The sequence below is a fragment of the Aquirhabdus parva genome (assembly GCF_003351745.1).
Taxonomy (GTDB): Bacteria; Pseudomonadota; Gammaproteobacteria; order Pseudomonadales; family Moraxellaceae; genus Aquirhabdus; species Aquirhabdus parva.
In genome coordinates, this window is record NZ_CP031222.1 from 2,522,651 (window position 1) to 2,542,266 (window position 19,616).

The window sequence follows — 19,616 nt, forward strand, 5'->3', positions numbered from 1 at the left end:
AAGCGCTTTTTTTTAATTAACCACCAATCTTCTTAAACTTGGTACGTTTTGGACCGGCATCTTTACCGTACTTCGCCTTACGATAGGCTTCGTATTCGGTATAGTTACCGTCGTACCACTCTGGACCTTCTGCTTCAAATGCCAAGATGTGGGTTGCGATACGATCGAGGAACCAGCGATCATGCGAAACGACCATAACACAGCCCGGGAAGACCAAAATCGCGTCTTCCAGTGCACGTAAGGTTTCAACGTCCAGATCGTTCGATGGTTCATCGAGCAGGATCACGTTGGCACCTTTTTGCAGGACCTTAGCCAGTTTCAAGCGGTTACGCTCACCACCAGACAGCTCACCTACACGCTTCTGCTGATCAGACCCCTTAAAGTTAAAGCGACCGATATATGCCCGTGAAGGAATTTCGTATTCGCCAATCTTCAGGATATCGAGCCCTTGAGAAATCTCTTCCCAAACCGTCTTTTTGTCATCCAGTTCATCCCGCAACTGACCGACGTACGCCACTTTAACCGAATCGCCAAGACGCACGGAACCCGTATCTGGCACCTGCTCTCCAGTCATCATGCGGAACAGTGTGGTTTTACCTGCACCGTTTGGCCCAACGATGCCGACAATCGCAGTCGGTGGAACGTTAAATGACAGATGTTCATAAAGCAGACGACCATCAAAAGACTTACTGATGTCTTCCACTTCACAAACGATATTCCCCAAGCGCTCGCCAGGTGGAATGTAAATTTCAGAGGTTTCATTACGCTTTTGGAACTCTTTAGAGTTGAGCTCTTCAAAACGCTCCATACGCGCTTTGGATTTGGCTTGCTGACCTTTGGTATTTTTACGGACCCACTCCAGCTCTTTTTTCAACGCTTTAGCAAAGGACTCTTCTTGCTTGCCTTCAATTTCTAGGCGCGCATTTTTTTGCTCAAGCCATGTGCTGTAGTTACCTTGGTATGGAATCCCATGTCCACGGTCAAGCTCCAGAATCCACTCTGCGACATTATCCAAGAAATAGCGATCATGGGTAATGGCCACGATCGTACCTGGGAAGCCTTTTAAGAATTGCTCAAGCCAAGCCACGGACTCTGCGTCCAAATGGTTGGTCGGCTCATCCAGGAGCAACATATCAGGCTTGGACAATAGCAAACGACACAGCGCTACACGGCGTTTCTCACCACCGGATAACAGTGAGACATCGGCATCCCATGGTGGCAAGCGCAGTGCATCGGCAGCTTGCTCAAGTTGATTGTTAAGGTTGTGCGCATCCCACGCTTGGATGATCGCTTCAAGCTTGCCCTGCTCTGCAGCAAGCTTATCGAAATCCGCATCGGGATCAGCGTATTCAGCAAATACTTGATCCAAGCGCTCAAGTGCATCTAATGCTTCACGTACACCATCTTCCACATTACCACGCACATCTTTAGTCGGGTCCAGAGGTGGTTCTTGTTCAAGGTAACCGATTTTGATACCAGGTTGCGCACGCGCTTCGCCTTGGAAATCTTTATCAATACCAGCCATGATTTTCAGTAAAGTGGATTTACCTGAACCATTAAGACCCAACACGCCAATTTTGGCGCCGGGGAAGAAAGACAATGAAATGTCTTTGAGGATCTCTCGCTTGGGCGGAACGATCTTCGACACACGATTCATCGTGTAAATATACTGTGCCACGCGGCATTTCTCCGATTAGACCAACATTTAACGAAAAACAAAGGATTAAAAATGTATTAATAAAAATCGAGTTAAAGATTCAGAACGAACATTAAATCAAATTTTTTATGAGCACTTAAAACAAGCGCAAATTTCATGGATGCTAGTATAGCCGTTTTGCCGATACTCGCGTTGAATCAACGACAGCATTTTTTAACTTTCCGTCTCCATCAGATACAACATTAAAAACGCCTAAAAGAATAGCCACCCCGTCCATTCTCCATGGCAATGATTAGATAGAAGTAGCTGCTCGATCAGCATCAAGCACATCTGTAGATAAGAGCAAAGACTCTATCAGTGGGTGGTTTAATTTATTTCAAAAAATAGAGTAATTAACCTAATATAACTAGAGTAATTAATCTAAAACTCTAGAGCAAATAATCCAATATACCTAGAGCATTTATTCTAATATAAAATAGAGCAAAGACTCGATTAAAAAATAAACAACATATATTTAACTATTATAGGTAAATTACTGTAAATAAATAATATTTATTTTTTAAAAATATTTAATATCCGACGACTGGTCTATTTATTTTTTTCAAAAGTTGTTAAATTAATTTCACGCCTAAAACAATCAATTTTAAGCGAGAGCAATCATTAATAAACTTTACAAAAATACTCGAGGAAATCGAAAATGACCAAGTTAAATCAAACTGCACTGCGTAATGCGGTTAAAGGCAAAAAAGCCGTCGTCACTGGCGCATCCAGCGGCATCGGCCTTAAAGTTTCCCACCTACTCGCCCAAGCAGGCGCCCATGTTATTCTGGTATCGCGCACACGCGAAACTCTTGAGGAAGTCAAAGCAGAGATTGAAGCCGCTGGAGGGAGCGCTGCAGTTTATCCTTGTGACTTGAACGATATGGATGCTGTCGATGTAACCGCTAAACAAATTCTTGCCGATGAAGGCGCTATTGATATTCTGATCAATAATGCAGGACGCTCGATCCGCCGTGCGGTCTCTGAATCCGTTGATCGTTTCCACGACTTCGAACGCACCATGCAACTTAACTACTTTGGTGCGGTGAAGTTCATCCTTGCGCTTCTGCCTACCATGATTGAACGCAAACGTGGTCATGTGGTTAATATCAGCTCAATCGGTGTACTCACCAATACACCGCGTTTTTCTGCTTATGTTGCCAGTAAAGCAGCACTTGATGCATTCAGCCGCTGTCTTGCTTCCGAAGTCAAAGGCAAAAATATTCACTTGTCGACCATCTATATGCCGCTCGTACGCACACCGATGATCGCACCGACCAAAATGTACGATCACCTGCCGACCCTGACTCCAGACCAAGCCGCAGATCTGGTTGGCAAAGCACTGATTCGCAAAGCGAAGAGTATTGCAACGCCAGCAGGTTCATTGGGTGCACTCAGTTATGCGATTGCACCGAAGGTCAACGATTCAATCCTGTCCGTTGCTTATCGGATGTTCCCAAGCTCGGCAGCATCCCTTGGCAAAAATGCACCACCCGTCAATGAAAAACCTACCTTGGTACAACGTGCATTCACACTAATTCGTCCGGGTGAGCACTGGTAATAGCAAACGGCTTCTATGGTAGCCCCCAATAAAAAACCTGCTTTTCATGTGCATGAAAAGCAGGTTTTTTTTACGACATCAAAGGCTCATTATTTTGAGCCCTTGATCCCCGCTTGCGCCAGTAAAGCACCGAATGAACCAATCTTTTCTTCTTTCGGTTTTTCCTCACGTGCTGGACGTTCCTGACGCGGACGCTCATCACGTGGTTTATCTGAACGAGGACGGTCTGAACGTGGGCGATCCTGACGATCTCCCCGTTTTTCAGCGCCCTCTGCACGTACAGGACGATCTTCAGGTTTACGCGCTGGGCGCTCGTTGCGCTCTGGACGTTCAGCCTTGGCAGGACGCTCAGTCGGTGTCAGACGCAAGCTCAAGCTAATACGTTTACGTTCGCCATCAGTCCCCATCACCCGTACCGTCACGATTTGACCCGGTTTAGCAAACTTATGAGGATCATCCACATATTGATCAGAAAGCTCGGAAATGTGGACGAGACCATCTTGATGAACCCCGATATCCACGAACGCGCCGAAGTTGGTAACGTTGGTGATCACACCTTCCAGAATCATGCCATCAACCAAATCTTTAACTTCATTCACGTCATCACGGAATTTAACCGTTTTAAACTCTGGACGTGGGTCGCGACCGGGTTTTTCAAGCTCACGGATCACATCTTGGACGGTCGGTAGACCAAACTTATCATCCACAACAGTAGCTGGATCAAAGCCGTCAAGGGCACCCGCTTTACCGAGTACGTCCGCCAATGAGCGTTTCAGGTTGCCCAAAATTTTGCCCACCAACGGATAGGCTTCCGGATGCACCGCTGAAGAATCCAGTGGTTGTGCCCCATTGACCACGCGCAAGAAACCTGCGGCTTGTTCAAAGGTTTTAGCACCCAAACGTGGAACTTTTTTCAGATCATCACGACTGGCAAACGCACCGTTTTCACGGCGATAGTCTGCAATTTGCTGGGCAATATTTTTATTCAAACCCGCAATACGCGATAACAGGGCTGGTGATGCAGTATTCACATCAACACCCACCGCATTCACGCTATCTTCAACAACAGCGTCTAGACGACGCGCCAATGTCGGCTGATTCACGTCATGCTGATATTGACCGACCCCAATGGATTTAGGATCAATCTTCACCAATTCAGCGAGCGGATCTTGTAGACGACGAGCAATAGATACCGCACCGCGAATCGACACATCCAAATCAGGCAATTCTGCAGTCGCAAGTTCACTTGCTGAGTAAACCGATGCACCGGCTTCACTCACGACCACTTTGGTGATCGAAAGGTCAGGCTGTGCTTTAAGGAAGTCATGAACCAATGCGTCGGTTTCACGGCTTGCAGTTCCATTGCCAATGGCTATGAGTTCAACACCGTGCTCACGGCACAGGCTATCTAAAGTTGCCAAGGATGCATCACGCTCATTACGCGGGGCAAACGGATAGATCACGGAGTGTGCTAGCACATCACCCGAGGCATTAATGACCGCAAGTTTAACGCCAGTACGGATACCCGGATCCATGCCCAATGTCACTTTACCGCCTGCAGGAGCAGACAATAAGAGATGACGCATATTTTCAGCAAATACACTCACCGCTTCAGCTTCAGCAGCCAAACGTTTTTCGGTCAGTAGCGAATGCTCGAAGTGTGGGCGCAGCTTACCGAGCCACAATAATTCGGCAGTTTGTGCTAAGAACGATTGACGACTTTCAGGCTGGGCGCTACCCACATTGAACTTATCTTTGATGGTTTGTACATGGGACTCATTGGTACCATCAACTTTGAGTGTCAATACGTTTTCTTGACGACCGCGCAATAATGCGAGTAAACGATGTGAAGCAATCTTGGCCAATGATTCTTGAGCTTCAAAGTAATCACGGAATTTTTTACCGACTTCACGTTTTTCTTCGCCCGCCAAACGGCTGACGATTTGCGCTTCGGCACCAAAACGACGACGTAAATTTTCCATCAACTCAAGGTCAGCCGCCCAGACGTCCACCAGAATATGACCAATCGCATCAAGCTGGCTGTCTAAATCTGGATAGCTCTCATGACTAAAGCCTTCAAGCGCTTTGGCTGGCTCTATCTCTTCATTCAATACACGTAATGCTATCGGCTCTAAACCTGCATCTTTAGCCAATTGAGCCTTGCTGGTACGCTTTGGACGATATGGAAGATACAAATCTTCAAGCGCATTTTTACTGTCTGCTTGATTCAAGCGCGCATGTAAAGCTTCGGTCAGCTTACCTTGACCACGAATTGACTCGATAATTTTACTACGACGCTCATCCAGTTCACGCAAGTAAGTCAAACGTAATTCAAGTTCACGAAGCTGGGCATCATCTAAACCATGAGCTTCTTTACGATAACGTGCAATGAACGGTACGGTAGACCCTTCATCCAGCAAAGCTACCGCAGCAGTGACTTGCTCAGGACGTACACTGAGTTCACCTGCAATCTGAGCAATCAACTCAGCATCTGATTTTAAACGGAGTTTAGGTGCAGGCTCGGTCGCAGTCGTTGTCACTGTTAGCACTTTTTCAGAGCGTGCGATTGGTGCTTCTGTTACAGGCGTTACTGCATCAGTCACTTGCGCTTCTTCAGGCACTGCGGTCGCAGCAACTTCTTGAATCGCTTCAGTCGGTGTAGATTGCTCTGCAATAGGCTCAAGTGCAGGCTCTACACTCACGTTTTGGGTCACATCAGGTGCTTGGTTTTCATCAAGCAAGTTATCGGGCGCAGTCATACAGCGGTGTTCCGAAAGAAAATAAAGCACCGATTATACGGTGCCAACTGCTAAGTGCCTACCCGTTGCATACATAAATTCATTTAATTCATACAACGAGTTGTGGACGTCTGTGCTGTATGGATTTAGTATCTATAGACATTTAGGCATTGAATTAGTTGTTTATATTACCCAATGTAAGCTATACATTATTTTATTTGTAAGATTCTTTAGAATGATGTGCTGTTTACGCAACATCTGCCGAAAAAACATTGAAGACTGTTTTTAATACACAGATTACAAATGAAATGACTAAGAAATTCGGATAATGGATGAAAAACAGCAAAACCATATCGACCGACTAGGGAGAAAGTTTATGAGTTTAGTAGTACCTGCTGATGAAGCACCCCGCGGCACCACAACCGGTGAGCGTATTTTGGTGGTGGATGATGACGCTCGTCTACGTGCATTGCTACAGCGCTTTCTCGAAGACAAGGGATTTGTCGTTCGCACTGCCCATGACGCACCGCAAATGGATCGTCTCATGCAACGTGAATTATTTTCACTGATTGTATTAGACTTTATGCTGCCCATTGAAGATGGCGTCAGCATCTGTAAGCGTTTGCGCAGCAATAATATCAACACGCCTATCGTCATGCTCACTGCACGCGGTAGTGACTCTGACCGTATTGCAGGTCTTGAGGCTGGCGCAGATGACTATTTGCCCAAACCCTTTAACCCAAATGAACTTTTAGCACGCATCCGTGCAGTTCTGCGCCGCCAAGTCCGCGAAGTGCCCGGCGCCCCTAGCCAACTGATGACTGTCATTAACTTTGGCTCATGGTCTTTGGATTTATCTACACGCTCACTCACCCGCAACGGCGAAGTCGTCACGCTCACGACCGGTGAATTTGCCGTATTGAAGGCACTCGTACAGCATCCACGGGAACCCTTAACACGCGATAAGCTGATGAACCTTGCGCGTGGACGTGAGTGGGGTGCAATGGAGCGGTCCATTGACGTACAGGTCTCGCGACTGCGACGTTTGATTGAAGAAAATCCCGCACGTGCACGCTATATCCAAACCGTATGGGGTGTCGGCTATGTATTTGTACCCGATGGTGCCGAATAAGGATTCCATCGGCTATGCAAGTCTAACTCTCTGGATTTTATGTGAATAGTGAACAACCTAAGCCCATACGCGTGACGATCAGTCTTAGACAACGCTGGTTATTGTTGTCTAAGCAGATTGATCGTTTCTTAAAAAAGTTAAAACCAAATTCAACAGCCGTAAGAACCACACTATTAGTCTCCTTCGTTGGCTTGTTTAGCTTATTTATGTCGCTAGCGTTCTTCTGGCGCACGCTATATTTACCTGAAATTCGCCAGCATGCGCACTATCTTGCTATTAATCTTGAGCTCATTCGTGAAGCGGAACAACAAGTCCTGATCGACCCTTTCGCGCTGGATATTCACGAATGGATTCTTGAGCGTGTAGGTGTTGAATTTGTTCGCGATCCTGCTGAGTTTCCAAGTCAACGTACCAATCCACTGGCCAATTTCTTTACCAGTGAGCTTAGCAAAGAACTGTCTACAGAACTCAAAGAACCCGTCAGCGTTTTTTTTGGATTTAAGCCAACACCTCAGTTATGGATTCACTTCCCTTCCCTAGGCAATGTCTGGATCCGTGAGCCTTTACTGTTTTATGCGCAATACGATGCCGCGCTGATTATTGGCTGGCTGCTCGGAATTCCGTTACTGACGTCAATCATTATTCTGATTCTTGTACGCCAACTTAATCGACCGTTGGCTTTGCTGCAGACTTCAGCACGGCGCTATACGATTACTGGAGAGACGCCCAAGCTACGCGTCGACTCAGGTCCAGTAGAAATTCGCCAAGTGAATACTGCATTTAATCAGATGATTAGCTCTCTTGAACAAGCTGCGCATGATCGAACAATTATGCTCGCAGGGATTTCACATGACCTGCGTACCCCACTGACCCGAATGCGACTGACCGCAGAATTGATGCCCGACGAAGACTTACGCGAAGGTATGGTGTATGACATTGCAGATATGGATGAAATTCTGGCGCAATTTATTTCCTACATGCGTGATGGATCAGATGAAGAAACCCAACTTGCAGATATCAACCAAATCTTGCAAGAGATCGTGATTCAATATAAGTCATCAAACATTCTCTATCAGCCACAGATTCTGCCGAAGATCTCCATACGACCTCTCTCCATCAAACGCATGGTGGGTAATATTGTCAATAACGCGCTGCGTTATGGTCGGGAACCGATTTATATTTCGGCAACATTACTGCCCACTCAACTGACATTGACCATTCGCGATTGCGGAGACGGCATCCAACTGGATGATTTGAACAGCCTGACTGAGCCGTTTGTCCGTGGTGAGAGCGCCAGAACCACTCAAGGCAGTGGGCTAGGACTTGCGATTGTGAAACGTATTGCAGGTCTTCATGGCGGCACGGTCAATGTTCACAATCATCATGAAGGTGGGCTTGAGGTGAGCGTAACACTTCCTATCTACCCTTCAAAAATGACCAGCCCTAACCCCAAAAACAAACGCATTAACTTGATACATAGTGAAGTAGATCACGATTAATTGCTTAAACCTGAATACATTAGGATTATTCTTCGCTATGATTGGATTTTATTGAACACTCTCAAATAAAACTCCTTTGCTGGCGAGGCTGAATCAACAAGATGACATCCATCAAGTTTAATGTGACTGCACTAGGCGCAGGTGGTGCCTTTCGCGAATGCATGATGTTCTGTTATTACGGGATAAAATCTTTAGGCTATACCGCCACATGGATTGATGAATATATCGACCCCGATGCCATCAATATCGTCTTCGGTGCAGGTGCATCCAATTGGACAACACTATCCGCTCAAGCGAAAGACATTATTATTTATAACATGGAGCAAGTCTCTCCCGAAGTTCCCTGGTTTGATTTGGCCTATTTCCGTCAATTCTTAAATACTCAAGTCTGGGACTATAACCTCAAGAATATTCAAGCGCTGCAACAGGCAGGCGTCTACAACATTCAGCATGTCCAGTTGGGCTACTGTCCAGAAATGACTGAAATCTCACCCACAACCCATCGTTTGCTCAATGCCACGCAGCATGACGATGAAGAACCTGTGATCGAACAAGATATTGATGTGCTGTTCTATGGCAGCATCAGCCCAAGAAGAAAAAAAACCTTAGATGCGATTCGAGCCCGTGGACTCACGGTTATGAGTACCGAAACAGGACAATTTTTAGGTGATAAACGTGCCGAATATATAGGCCGTGCAAAAGTCGTTCTCAACATCCATTACTATGAAACCGTTGGGATTTTCGAGATCGTTCGTGTTTCGTACTTACTGGCCAATCATAAAGCGGTTGTTTCAGAGCTTTCTCCGCATACCGATATTGAACCCGATATCAAGAACGCTATACTCTCAGGATCACTGGATGAGCTTCCAGAGCTCTGCTGGCAACTGGTTCAGGATCATGACCGCCGTAAAGCACTGGAAGAAAGAGGTTTTGAAACTTTCTCCAAGCGTCAAGCTGCAGAGATCTTACGTCCTGCTATAGAAAACTATCTGACTCAACGAGAAATCAAAGAAACGATCCCCACATTAGCAGCCCTGCCCAAGACCTTGCAAATTGGCGCGGGTCTTCGTTGGCGTTTTGACATGTGTAATATTGATGCAAGAGCTGATTTCTCACCGGATCTCACGCTTGATATCAGTTATCCGTTGCCTTTCGATTTACCATTGACCTCATGGCGATTTGGTCAAATCAGCCTCATGCGAGGTTATTTCAATAAGATTGTCGCTAAAGATGTTTTTCAATGCGTGAATCATATCACCCAAGCGCTGACAAACTGTTTAGAGCTTTTAGATGAAGATGGCACCCTTGAGCTGGAAGTACCGCATGACCTCTCCTATGGTGCATGGGGCTTAGCGGATACCAAACGGACTTTTAACGAACATACATGGGGTAAGCTACTGAATAACTGGTGGCAATATGGTTGGCAAACCCATCGTTTCGAAGCCATTAGCCAAAGCTTTATCTGCACCAATGACGTTGGATTCAAAGCGCTTCAAGAACACAATCATAATTGGGATGTCGTGCTTAAAATACCGAGAGCTGTGGATGCTTTAAGTATTGTTTTACGTAAACGTGCTCTGACGATAGATGAAATTAAGCTGCTCCCTATCCATAAGTTTATGAGCTAATGAATCAAAATTATTATTGAGCGCGACACATCGCGGTTTGCGGCTATAGGAATTTACGGACATGCGTGAGCAAAAAATACATCTAACCAGTTACTTCAACCCGCACTTTATAACCGATGAGATGCTTACCTTTTATCATGCACTCAAGGATTATGGTTTTAACCATGTTCATTTTGAGCCATGTACTATCGATCCAGATGCCATCAATATTCTATTCTGCGGTTTTAATCTCGGACACGATCTACAAAAGTCTTTACGTTTAGACCGTCCCATTGATCGAATCATCGTTCGCAATTTGGAGCCTGCTTTTCCAACCGGTCCTTGCATGTTTCCCTCCTACTTTAATCTCATGAAAAACAATCCCGTTTGGGATTATGCAGCAGGAAATATAGCGCGCTTACAAGCAGCGGGTATTGATCAAGTCGAGTATGTTCCCGTCACTTATATGCCAGTGCTAGAACGAATCCCCACAACGGTGGAACAGGACATTGACGTTTACTTCTATGGCTATTTAAGTCCTAGGCGTCAACATATCGTGGATCAGTTGATAGCACGAGGGCTTAAAGTCCATGTCAATGAATTCGGATCATCAGCAGCATATAGCGATTTAGACCGCTTGATTGCGCGCTCTAAAGTTATTCTGAATATGACTAACTATGACCAATACCATATTTTTGAAATCGTACGTGCAGCTCTACCACTAGCAAACCACAAAGTCGTCGTCACAGAACTCAATAGCTATAGTGAGATTGATGATGATCTTAAAGACGCTGTTTTACATTGCCCTTATGATCAGTTGGTCGACTTCTGTGTCAGCGTGGTCGCAAATCCAGAACTCCGTTTGCAGTATGAGAAACAAGGTTATGACATCTTCAAAAAACGCGCAGGAGCACCGATAGTTGGCCAAGCCATGGAGCGTTACCTCGCACAAGCTGAACACCCAATACAAATTGTCAAACCAAGCCCCCTTCTCCCGAAGCAACTGCGTTTAGGCTCAGGAACACGCTGGTCTTTTGATGTGTTCAATATCGATCATGACCCCAATGTTCGTAGTGATTTAACACTTAATATTGGCAAAGACATCGATTTCTCACAGCAATATCACAGTTGGCGTTTTGGCAATATTAAGTTGCCTGAAAGTTACTTCGATACGATTCATGCCGATCAGGTACTTCAGTCCGTGGATGACTTAATTATTGCACTTAAAAACTGCGGGTATATGCTTGCTGAAGGAGGGACCATTGATATCAACGTGCCCTATTATTTGGCGGTTCAAGCTTGGCGTGACCCTAAGACCAAGCGCGCTTTCAACGAACAGAGTTTTGCTTTCTTAGAGCAATACCAATTTGATGTCGCAGGTAAAAAGTTTAAGCTGAATGTCGATAATCTGGTGCATATCATGGAGTCATTTGGCATTTCTCTGCATACCGAACAACAGATGGAATTGCCTGAACTTTCTCGAACTCCAAATGCGATTACCAGCTTGCGTATTAAGCTGTCTAAACAGTACATCGTCGAGAAAAATGATCCAAATCCAGTCGCGCATTTAGATCAAATCTTTCAACGGGGTCGATATTATTATGATTAAGGAATGAGTATGGCTCTTGAATAATATTGCAGGCTGCAGAGTTCGAGTAGATCATTTTCATCTTTGACTTGTTTAACTGCCACATTTTCATACTCAACAGTGCTGGGCAATATATTTTTATAATTCTGGTATGTCGCCCATAACCGCTCATCTACACCATAAGTCAAAAAATCAATTTGATAGCCACATTGCTGCATCATATCGACGATTTCTTTCCAGGTGAAAAAACGTATATGGGTAATATCCAGTAAGCCTTGATCCAGATAAGTGAATCGGCCGGAAGCAATCTCATTTAAAAGCCAGATGCTACGCACATTCGGAATACTGGTGACAATCTCGGCATTACTCGCAAGATAAGGCTTTAAACTGGCCAAGGCTTTCCAAGGGTTATACATGTGTTCAATGACGTCCGCCAATATGACGCCATCGATCTGCCCAAGCCCAACGCCCTGCTCAGATAAGACAAAATCATCGGAGAGTCCAACCAATACATGATCGACCCGTGTACTGGCAATTTTTGCCGCATCCTGATTCGGCTCAATCCCCCAGTACACTGCATCCGGGAACTTCTCTTTACAGTAGCGACCTGTCGCACCTGTTGAACATCCGATTTCCAAAACAAATTTTCGCGGTGAGGAAAACATATCAACCAAATTCGAACGCGCTTGATCGGTGTAGCGATCATGTTCACTGGGATTATGGCTAATATCTAAATGTGACTCCCACAAATACATGTGCTTCCCCTATGACATTTCAGAAATAAAAATCAAACACCCTACCCAGTAAATTTCACAATCGAGCTATCAATGCTTGACCAACGGCTTTGCAGGATTACCCACGACGGTCGTATAGGGTGCAACGCTTTTGGTCACGACTGCGCCCATCCCGACGATAGCACCACGACCTATGACCAACGGATTTTCAGCACTTCCTTGTTTTAAAATCGCACCCGTTCCGATATAGGCATAATCTTCAACAATCACATGACCATTACAATGCACATTGGGCGCAAAAGTCACAAAGTTGCCAATCTGACAATCATGCGCGATATAAGAATAGATATTGGCATGAAAGAAACGACCGATGGTGGCATTCGCCGTGACCAACGTAAATGGACATAAAATTGCCCCCTCGCCGATCTGATTTGAACTCAGACTCATGCTGTTCAACGCTTGAATGCTAAAGGGTGCAATGCCATGAGCGATCATTTGCTCAGCAATTCGCTCTCTGACTACAGCATCGGCAATAGCAATGTTAAAATACTTTTCAGCATCAGAGGCTAAGAACTCATCCAAGAGCAATACCCGATGTCCGTTGATCGATTGCGATTGGCCATATTCGACCACAAACACAATCTCAAAATCGGGTACAGGATCAGTGGCTTTCAGCATACTCTCGGCAACAGGCAAAACCTCTCGACCAAACCCACCAGCTCCAACAATTCCATATAGTCGCATAGCTTCTGATCCTTTCTTATGGTGAATCACGCACTCATCCGAATGATATCAACAATCCGCTTACACTCTTCTAAAGCCAAATCTGGAAATATCGGTAAACAAATGACCTTTGAAGAAATATAACTGGCATTGGGTAAATTATCTCGATGCGCTGAAGGTAATCCACGATACATCGGAAAATCAGAAATGAGCGGGTAAAAGTATCGGCGTGCAAAGATATGGTGCTCTTTTAGCTTGGCGTAGAGTTCATCACGCCCAAGTCCATAATCCGAACCCACAATAATCGGAAAGTATGAGAAATTGGCTTTGGTCTCACATGTGCGGCTGACACACTCAATGCATTTGACATCGCGTAAATGTTCACGATAAAAAGCATCAATGGCTTGACGTTGATTGAACACATGATCCATATGTTTAAGCTGCAATAGACCAAATGCCGCGTTGATTTCACTCATCTTGCCATTGATACCCGGTGCCACCACCGTGACCTCATCGACAAAACCAAAGTTCTTGAGGTGATCGATACGCTGTTTGGTCTTTGCATCATGACAAACAATTGCGCCACCTTCAAAGGTATTGAACACTTTGGTCGCATGAAAACTCAGTACGGATAAATCACCATAATTCAAAATACTGCCGTGGGTATCATTCACCCCAAAAGCATGCGCTGCATCATAAATAACACGCAAATTATAGGTATCGGCGATCTTCTCAATAGCCTGCACATCACAAGGATGCCCATAACAATGCACGGGCAAAATCGCTGTTGTAGATGGGGTAATTGCGGCTTCAATCTTTGCCGGATCAAGATTCATGGTCTTAGGATCAATATCCACAAAAACCGGTTTGATTCCATTCCAAAGCAGTGAATGCGCGGTTGCGACAAATGAATAGGGCGTCGTAATCACTTCACCCGTAATGCGCAAACTTTGTAACGCCGTAACCAATGCAAGCGTGCCATTACAAAATAAAGAAATGTGCTTAACACCTAAATACTTGCAAAGCTCTTCCTCCAATTGCTGGTGAAAGGGCCCGGCATTGGTCAATATTTTGTTATCCCAAATCTGCTCCAGGTAGGGAATAAACTCCTGCAAATCCGGTAAGAAAGGTTGAGTAACATAGGTATTATTTTTTGAATTCATGGCATTTATACTCGCAGTGGCCACAATGCCTTATGAGGCGTGATGCTGAACTCTAAATGTGCCGCGAGTTCGTTATAGATGCGACAAATTGGAATCACCGCCTCTTCTGAATCATCATTAATCGCGCTGATGACCTGCATCGCCGCCATCAAATGCGATAAGCCATTAATCTTGGTACAAAGCGCTGCGAACTCAAACTCCCTCTGATAATTCTCAATTTGTGGTAGCTCAGAGACATCCATAAACTGGCTCAGCATCTCGCGCCACAAATCATGAGGTGCGGCTAATAAACGCTTGATAATAGGGATATGCTCCCAATACATTCTTCGGAATTGATCAGGGCGTTGACCACTCTCATTTCCACCTGCCGCAAATATCCGCATCCTGATTAAAGGCTCTTGGATGATGTAGATGTTGGTGTGCAGCAATACCCTCACCCACATTTCATAATCAGGCAGTGATCTGAGATTCGGACTATATAAACCAACTGCGTCATAGCATGTACGGCGAATAAGCACAGTCGGATGGCACAGGCAATTGGTTTGCAAAAGACGAGATAACCACTGTGCTTGTGGTTTATTACTCTCGTTAAAGATCCCCGCATGTTTTTGCTGCCCCTCAACAGACAGAACATTGCCCTCTTCATCCATAATTTCAGGATAGGCAAAAACAGCACCAAATTCTGGATGGCTATCAAGTAAAGCGACTTGCTTCTGGAGTTTTTCTGGTAAGAACTCATCATCAGAATTAAGTACGGCAATGTAATCCCCTTGTGCACGGCGGATGGCATCATTTGTTGCCCAGCATGCACCTTTATTTTTTTCAAAACGCTTAAGCTTGATCCGTGGATCAGTAAAGGTCGCAACGATATCTGGAGTTCCATCAGAAGAGCCATCATCCGTGACAACTATCTCAAAATCTTGAAAAGTCTGATTTAAGACACTATTGATTGCTGCTGCAACATAATCACAATGATTATATGAAGGGATAACCACGGAAACTTTTGGACGCTTGGTAGTGAGCTGTGCGGATGTGGGTTTGGTCGCCTCAAGAATAATTTCACCGTTATTTGGACGCGATTCAATGCCATTAAAAACACCTAAATCACTGCTTCCCCAAGACTTGCGGGTAATACTGATGAAACCAAGATGGCGAAATAACGTTTCGAGTGCTTGCCAATTATAGAGATATTTGTGACCCCAAGCGGTCATGCCTTGATTGATCAAATCAGCACGATTAGAAGGTATCCAACTGACACTGCGCCAGCTATCCATTCTTTCATACTCAAATTGCCTGACCAATCGCTCTAAACTCGGCGTACTGATACGAATCGTTCCCCCAGCTTTGAGCTTCAAAAAACACTGCGCAATAAACGCATAGGCTGCGTCTTTAGCAATACATTCAATAAAGTGCTCAGAGTAAATAAAATCGAATGTTTCATCGGGAAAAGGCAGAGGCTCTGTTAAATCATGCTGAATGACACTCGCCTCTTGAGGTTCCAAATCCACATTTGTCCAGCCAGACAATATATTGGCACCGCAGGCTAAGTGTAGCTTCATACTGATATCGTCCATTTGAATCTTTGTCTTTCCAATTTTGAAACGGCGCATACTCTGTGGTGATTAAACTCACTACAAAGCGCATACCCTTCTAAGCGCATTTTCATATGCCAAAATATTAGGTATATAGCCGACTTGTACAGTCTCAAGCCAAGCCTGCGTCTCTTGTTTGTATTCCTCGATTCTTTGATCGTGATGCGCTAAAACATCGAGCAATACATCTGCACCAGATTTGGTATTAAATGATTCGTAGTAATAACCACACTTTAAAGCGGGTGAGTTATGAATTAAAGGATACCCACCATAGAGAACGTCGTAATACAGATAATTCAGCTCATTCTCCCATTGGTGGGTGACCACGATATCCGTATGCAATGCCAAAAAATGCGCGATCGGAAAACGGTCTTCGATGGATGCCACGCCATTTGCACCCAGATCGGTATTGATCATAAAGTTCTGGAAGGTCTCGTCTTTGCTGATGTGTGCAGTATTGGTGACATAGACCGCTTGAATCTGACGAGGATCACGGCGATAGGCGGCTTCACAAACCAATAAAGGGTAATGATAGGTTTTGACCACATTCAAGTTTGGTTCAAAAATAGTAATTCGCTTTTTCCCATCCCGAGGCTGATAGCCGAAATGCCCACCATTGGGGATATTGGCAATCGTCTTATCCAAAAAAATCGGCGACCAGATATGTGGAAGGACATGAACTGGACAGCGATGCATGATTTGCCAATACGATCGACAGGTCTTTTCATGTTGCGGAATAGTCCATACTTCATCAAAGATTGAACCATCAAAAACCCGTGTCGCAGTTCGGTTAAACAATACCGTTTCTTGATCCATGATAAAGCTATTACCGACTTGGTAATTCACAACTTTACCGCCTCTGGCTCGGAAATTTTGAATGGTTTGCCAATCGAGCTGTGCCCCCCCTTCAATGAGCACATCCAGTTGATCGACGACTTCATGCAAACGTGCAATTCGAATCTGTAAACCATCAAGCATCAGTGAGGATAGCTGATCACTATCACCGCCATTAATAAAAATGACTTCTTGCACCAACGAAATCTTATTGAGCAATAGATAAAGGAAAACAAAATTCTGAATCGCGCCATTAGACCAGATGCTGGTGTTAGCAGAACCGATAAAGACCGTTAAGCCAATGGTTAATCCTTTATGAGAATCCAAGTGCAGTGTTCCTTTTCATGCGGCAGATCATGATTTTAATCGGCAAAAAGATTAAGCAAGGCTTGTTCATATTGTCGAATATTCTCGGGGTAATCGACATGAACGGTTTTAAGGAATTCTTGAGCTTGGGCTTTGTATTCTTCCGCTCGGCTGTCGTGATGACGTAACACATCCAGCAAAACGGTTGCACCCGCCTCGGCATCAAACGCTTCAAAATAATAGCCGCACTTCAGCATCGTAGAATTATGAATCAGTGGATATCCACCATAGAGCACGTCGTAATATAAATAATTCAGCTCATTTTCCCATTGATGGGAAACCACAACATTGGCATGCGCAGCGAGGAAAAAAGGCGTGTTATAGCGATCTTCCACAGTTGCAATGCCATTCAAACCCACATCCATCGTGCCGATAAAATGCTGAAACGTCACATGATCTTTAATGTGCGAGGTATTCGTAACATAGATCGCTTTAAATACTGAAGGATCTTGACGGTAAGCGGCCTCACAAACCAAAAGTGGATAGTGGCAGGTCTTCACCACATTCACATTCGGCTCTAAGATGGCGATCTTTTTGGGGGTTGATGGCGTAGTGATACTCTTTTGATAGCCAAAAGTTAAGTTCGACGGCAATTCCGCAATTGTTTTATCGATAAACAATGGTGACCATATATGAGGTAAGACTTTAACTGCACAGCGCTCCATCACCTCCCAATAAGATCGGCAGGTCTTTTCATGTTGCGGAATAGTCCACACCTCATCAAAACCAACACGCTGAAATAAATAACCTGGGGATTGTTTGAAGATAACGCGCTCCATATCAATCACAAAATCATTACCCATACGGTACGCAACTACTTTTGCCCCGCGCTTATGCAGTTCAACAATACTATCGCGATCAACCTGTGCGCCCCCTTCAATCAGCACATCCAATCGATCCATCACTTCAGGTAAACGTGCGATTTTGATATCCACACCATCAAGCATAAGTGTAGAAGACAGCACATCGCTATCCCCGCCGTTGATGAGTATGACCTCTGCGACCGACGGGATATTCTGCATCATGAGATAAAGATAGATTACATTTTGAATCGCACCAGTCGCCCAAATATTGGTATTGGTCTGGCTGACATAAAAGGTAATGCCGACGACTAATTTTTTTTGCTCGCTCAATGTCATTCAACCTATATTAATAATTTCACGCTACTACTCGTGAACAAATCTAAAGACCCAATAACTAACTATGTACTTGTGCTATCACTAAACAAATCCCATAACGCTTGTTCATACTGGCTTATATTGTCTGGGTAGTCTAGTTGAACAGTTTCTAGATAAGCGCTTGTCTTTGCATTATATTCTTCGATTCGGCTGTCATGGTTATGCATCACGTCCAAGAGGACTTCAGCACCCGCTTTGGCATTAAATGGCTCATAGTAGTAACCGCACTTGAGCATTTTAGAGTTATGAACCAGAGGATATCCGCCATACAGCACATCTAAATAAAGATTATTCAGCTGATTTTCCCACTGATGAGAAACGATAATTTCAGTATGCTCACTCAAAAAATAAGGGGTTTTGAAACGATCCTCAATAGTCGCCACCTTATCCATTGCAACATCCATTGTGCCGATAAAATGCTGAAAAGTCTGATTATCCTTCATGTGCGAGGTGTTAGTCACATATACGGCTTTGAATAGTTCGGGTTCAATACGATACGCAGCTTCACAAACGAGCAATGGGTAATGGCAAGTTTTCACGACATTTAAATTGGGTTCAAAGATTGCGATGCGTTTTGGGCCGGGTGTAGGTTGATAAAAAAATGACGTAGGATTCGCCAAACTATCAATCCCTTTTTTCAAAAACATCGGTGACCAAATATAGGGAACAACGCTCACGGAGCAACGATGCATGACTTCAAAGTATGACCGGCAGGTTCTTTCATGATGAGGAAGCGTCCAGACAGCATCAAATTTGAAACCATTGAATAATGTGCCTGTGGGTCGATCAAACAAACAACGCTCCATATCAATCACAAAGTCATTACCGATAAGATAATTCACGATCTTACCGCCGTGCGCTTGCACAGCTTGCATATCCTCAGCGCGCATCTGAGCATTACCATCTATCAGCACATCTAGCCGTGATACGACTTCCTCAATCTTATAGACTTTAAGTGGAATATCATCGAGTAACAAACCTTCCGGAATGACATCACCATCACCACCATTCACCAACAAGACTTCTGCCACACTTGGCATCTTCTGGATGAGTAGATAGAGAAAAATGATATTTTGTACTGCACCATTTGACCAGATATCAGAGACTCGTGTGCTGACAAAGAAAGTAATTCCGACTGTTAACCGCTTATGCATTTCGATCCTCTGAGTTTCATAATGCTTTAATCCATTTTTAAATCTTTGTTA

General features: G+C 44.6%; 14 protein-coding genes. 5 read left to right on the plus strand and 9 right to left on the minus strand.

Features of this window, described 5'->3' with window-relative positions; all coding sequences use genetic code 11:
* Nucleotides 1-16: 16 nt before the first annotated feature.
* Complete coding sequence (gene ettA / locus HYN46_RS11370; protein ID WP_114899495.1) at nt 17-1,678, minus strand: energy-dependent translational throttle protein EttA; 1,662 nt, start codon at nt 1,676-1,678, stop codon at nt 17-19.
* Between the two features lie 676 nt (nt 1,679-2,354).
* Here ettA and HYN46_RS11375 point away from each other — a divergent pair.
* Nucleotides 2,355-3,257, plus strand: coding sequence for an SDR family NAD(P)-dependent oxidoreductase (locus HYN46_RS11375; RefSeq protein WP_114899496.1), 903 nt, complete (start codon nt 2,355-2,357; stop codon nt 3,255-3,257).
* A gap of 89 nt (nt 3,258-3,346) precedes the next feature.
* Here the strand turns inward: HYN46_RS11375 and HYN46_RS11380 are convergent, their stop codons facing one another.
* The gene (locus tag HYN46_RS11380; RefSeq protein WP_114899497.1) at nt 3,347-6,016 is read right to left on the minus strand and encodes a Tex family protein; all 2,670 of its coding nucleotides are present in this window, start codon (nt 6,014-6,016) and stop codon (nt 3,347-3,349) included.
* A gap of 355 nt (nt 6,017-6,371) precedes the next feature.
* Here HYN46_RS11380 and ompR point away from each other — a divergent pair, with 355 nt between their 5' ends.
* From ompR to HYN46_RS11400, 4 genes are all read left to right on the plus strand, one after another.
* Nucleotides 6,372-7,127: an osmolarity response regulator transcription factor OmpR gene (gene ompR, locus HYN46_RS11385; protein ID WP_114899498.1), complete on the plus strand. Its 756-nt coding sequence runs from the start codon at nt 6,372-6,374 to the stop codon at nt 7,125-7,127.
* 41 nt (nt 7,128-7,168) lie between these two features.
* Nucleotides 7,169-8,626, plus strand: a complete 1,458-nt coding sequence (locus HYN46_RS11390; protein ID WP_114899499.1) for an ATP-binding protein — start codon at nt 7,169-7,171, stop codon at nt 8,624-8,626.
* A gap of 101 nt (nt 8,627-8,727) precedes the next feature.
* A complete protein-coding gene (locus HYN46_RS11395) occupies nt 8,728-10,254 on the plus strand; it encodes a hypothetical protein (protein ID WP_114899500.1) in 1,527 nt (508 codons plus the stop codon).
* Nucleotides 10,255-10,315: 61 nt separating this feature from the next.
* The gene (locus HYN46_RS11400; protein WP_114899501.1) at nt 10,316-11,842 is read left to right on the plus strand and encodes a hypothetical protein; all 1,527 of its coding nucleotides are present in this window, start codon (nt 10,316-10,318) and stop codon (nt 11,840-11,842) included.
* Here HYN46_RS11400 and HYN46_RS11405 read toward each other — a convergent pair.
* The 7 genes from HYN46_RS11405 to HYN46_RS11435 form a co-directional block, all read right to left on the minus strand.
* Nucleotides 11,839-12,576, minus strand: a complete 738-nt coding sequence (locus tag HYN46_RS11405; RefSeq protein WP_114899502.1) for a class I SAM-dependent methyltransferase — start codon at nt 12,574-12,576, stop codon at nt 11,839-11,841. The two genes, HYN46_RS11400 and HYN46_RS11405, sit on opposite strands and share 4 nt — an antisense overlap.
* 69 nt (nt 12,577-12,645) lie before the next feature.
* Complete coding sequence (locus HYN46_RS11410; protein WP_114899503.1) at nt 12,646-13,299, minus strand: PglD-related sugar-binding protein; 654 nt, start codon at nt 13,297-13,299, stop codon at nt 12,646-12,648.
* Nucleotides 13,300-13,325: 26 nt separating this feature from the next.
* Complete coding sequence (locus HYN46_RS11415) at nt 13,326-14,441, minus strand: DegT/DnrJ/EryC1/StrS family aminotransferase (protein ID WP_114899504.1); 1,116 nt, start codon at nt 14,439-14,441, stop codon at nt 13,326-13,328.
* A gap of 5 nt (nt 14,442-14,446) precedes the next feature.
* On the minus strand, nt 14,447-16,000 hold the full coding sequence (locus HYN46_RS11420) for a glycosyltransferase (protein ID WP_162818168.1): 1,554 nt from the start codon (nt 15,998-16,000) through the stop codon (nt 14,447-14,449).
* A gap of 72 nt (nt 16,001-16,072) precedes the next feature.
* Nucleotides 16,073-17,194, minus strand: coding sequence for a DUF2827 family protein (locus HYN46_RS11425; RefSeq protein WP_162818169.1), 1,122 nt, complete (start codon nt 17,192-17,194; stop codon nt 16,073-16,075).
* A gap of 35 nt (nt 17,195-17,229) precedes the next feature.
* On the minus strand, nt 17,230-18,366 hold the full coding sequence (locus HYN46_RS11430; protein WP_162818170.1) for a DUF2827 domain-containing protein: 1,137 nt from the start codon (nt 18,364-18,366) through the stop codon (nt 17,230-17,232).
* 68 nt (nt 18,367-18,434) lie between these two features.
* The gene (locus HYN46_RS11435) at nt 18,435-19,565 is read right to left on the minus strand and encodes a DUF2827 family protein (protein WP_114899508.1); all 1,131 of its coding nucleotides are present in this window, start codon (nt 19,563-19,565) and stop codon (nt 18,435-18,437) included.
* Nucleotides 19,566-19,616: the final 51 nt, after the last annotated feature.

What these genes read in the sequence shown, in the direction of transcription:
- HYN46_RS11375 (WP_114899496.1), top strand. Translation starts at nt 2,355, where the DNA reads ATGACCAAGTTAAATCAAACTGCACTGCGTAATGCGGTTAAAGGCAAA.
- HYN46_RS11380 (WP_114899497.1), bottom strand. Translation starts at nt 6,016, where the DNA reads ATGACTGCGCCCGATAACTTGCTTGATGAAAACCAAGCACCTGATGTG.
- ompR (WP_114899498.1), top strand. Translation starts at nt 6,372, where the DNA reads ATGAGTTTAGTAGTACCTGCTGATGAAGCACCCCGCGGCACCACAACC.
- HYN46_RS11395 (WP_114899500.1), top strand. Translation starts at nt 8,728, where the DNA reads ATGACATCCATCAAGTTTAATGTGACTGCACTAGGCGCAGGTGGTGCC.
- HYN46_RS11400 (WP_114899501.1), top strand. Translation starts at nt 10,316, where the DNA reads ATGCGTGAGCAAAAAATACATCTAACCAGTTACTTCAACCCGCACTTT.
- HYN46_RS11405 (WP_114899502.1), bottom strand. Translation starts at nt 12,576, where the DNA reads ATGTATTTGTGGGAGTCACATTTAGATATTAGCCATAATCCCAGTGAA.
- HYN46_RS11410 (WP_114899503.1), bottom strand. Translation starts at nt 13,299, where the DNA reads ATGCGACTATATGGAATTGTTGGAGCTGGTGGGTTTGGTCGAGAGGTT.
- HYN46_RS11415 (WP_114899504.1), bottom strand. Translation starts at nt 14,441, where the DNA reads ATGAATTCAAAAAATAATACCTATGTTACTCAACCTTTCTTACCGGAT.
- HYN46_RS11420 (WP_162818168.1), bottom strand. Translation starts at nt 16,000, where the DNA reads ATGAAGCTACACTTAGCCTGCGGTGCCAATATATTGTCTGGCTGGACA.
- HYN46_RS11435 (WP_114899508.1), bottom strand. Translation starts at nt 19,565, where the DNA reads ATGCATAAGCGGTTAACAGTCGGAATTACTTTCTTTGTCAGCACACGA.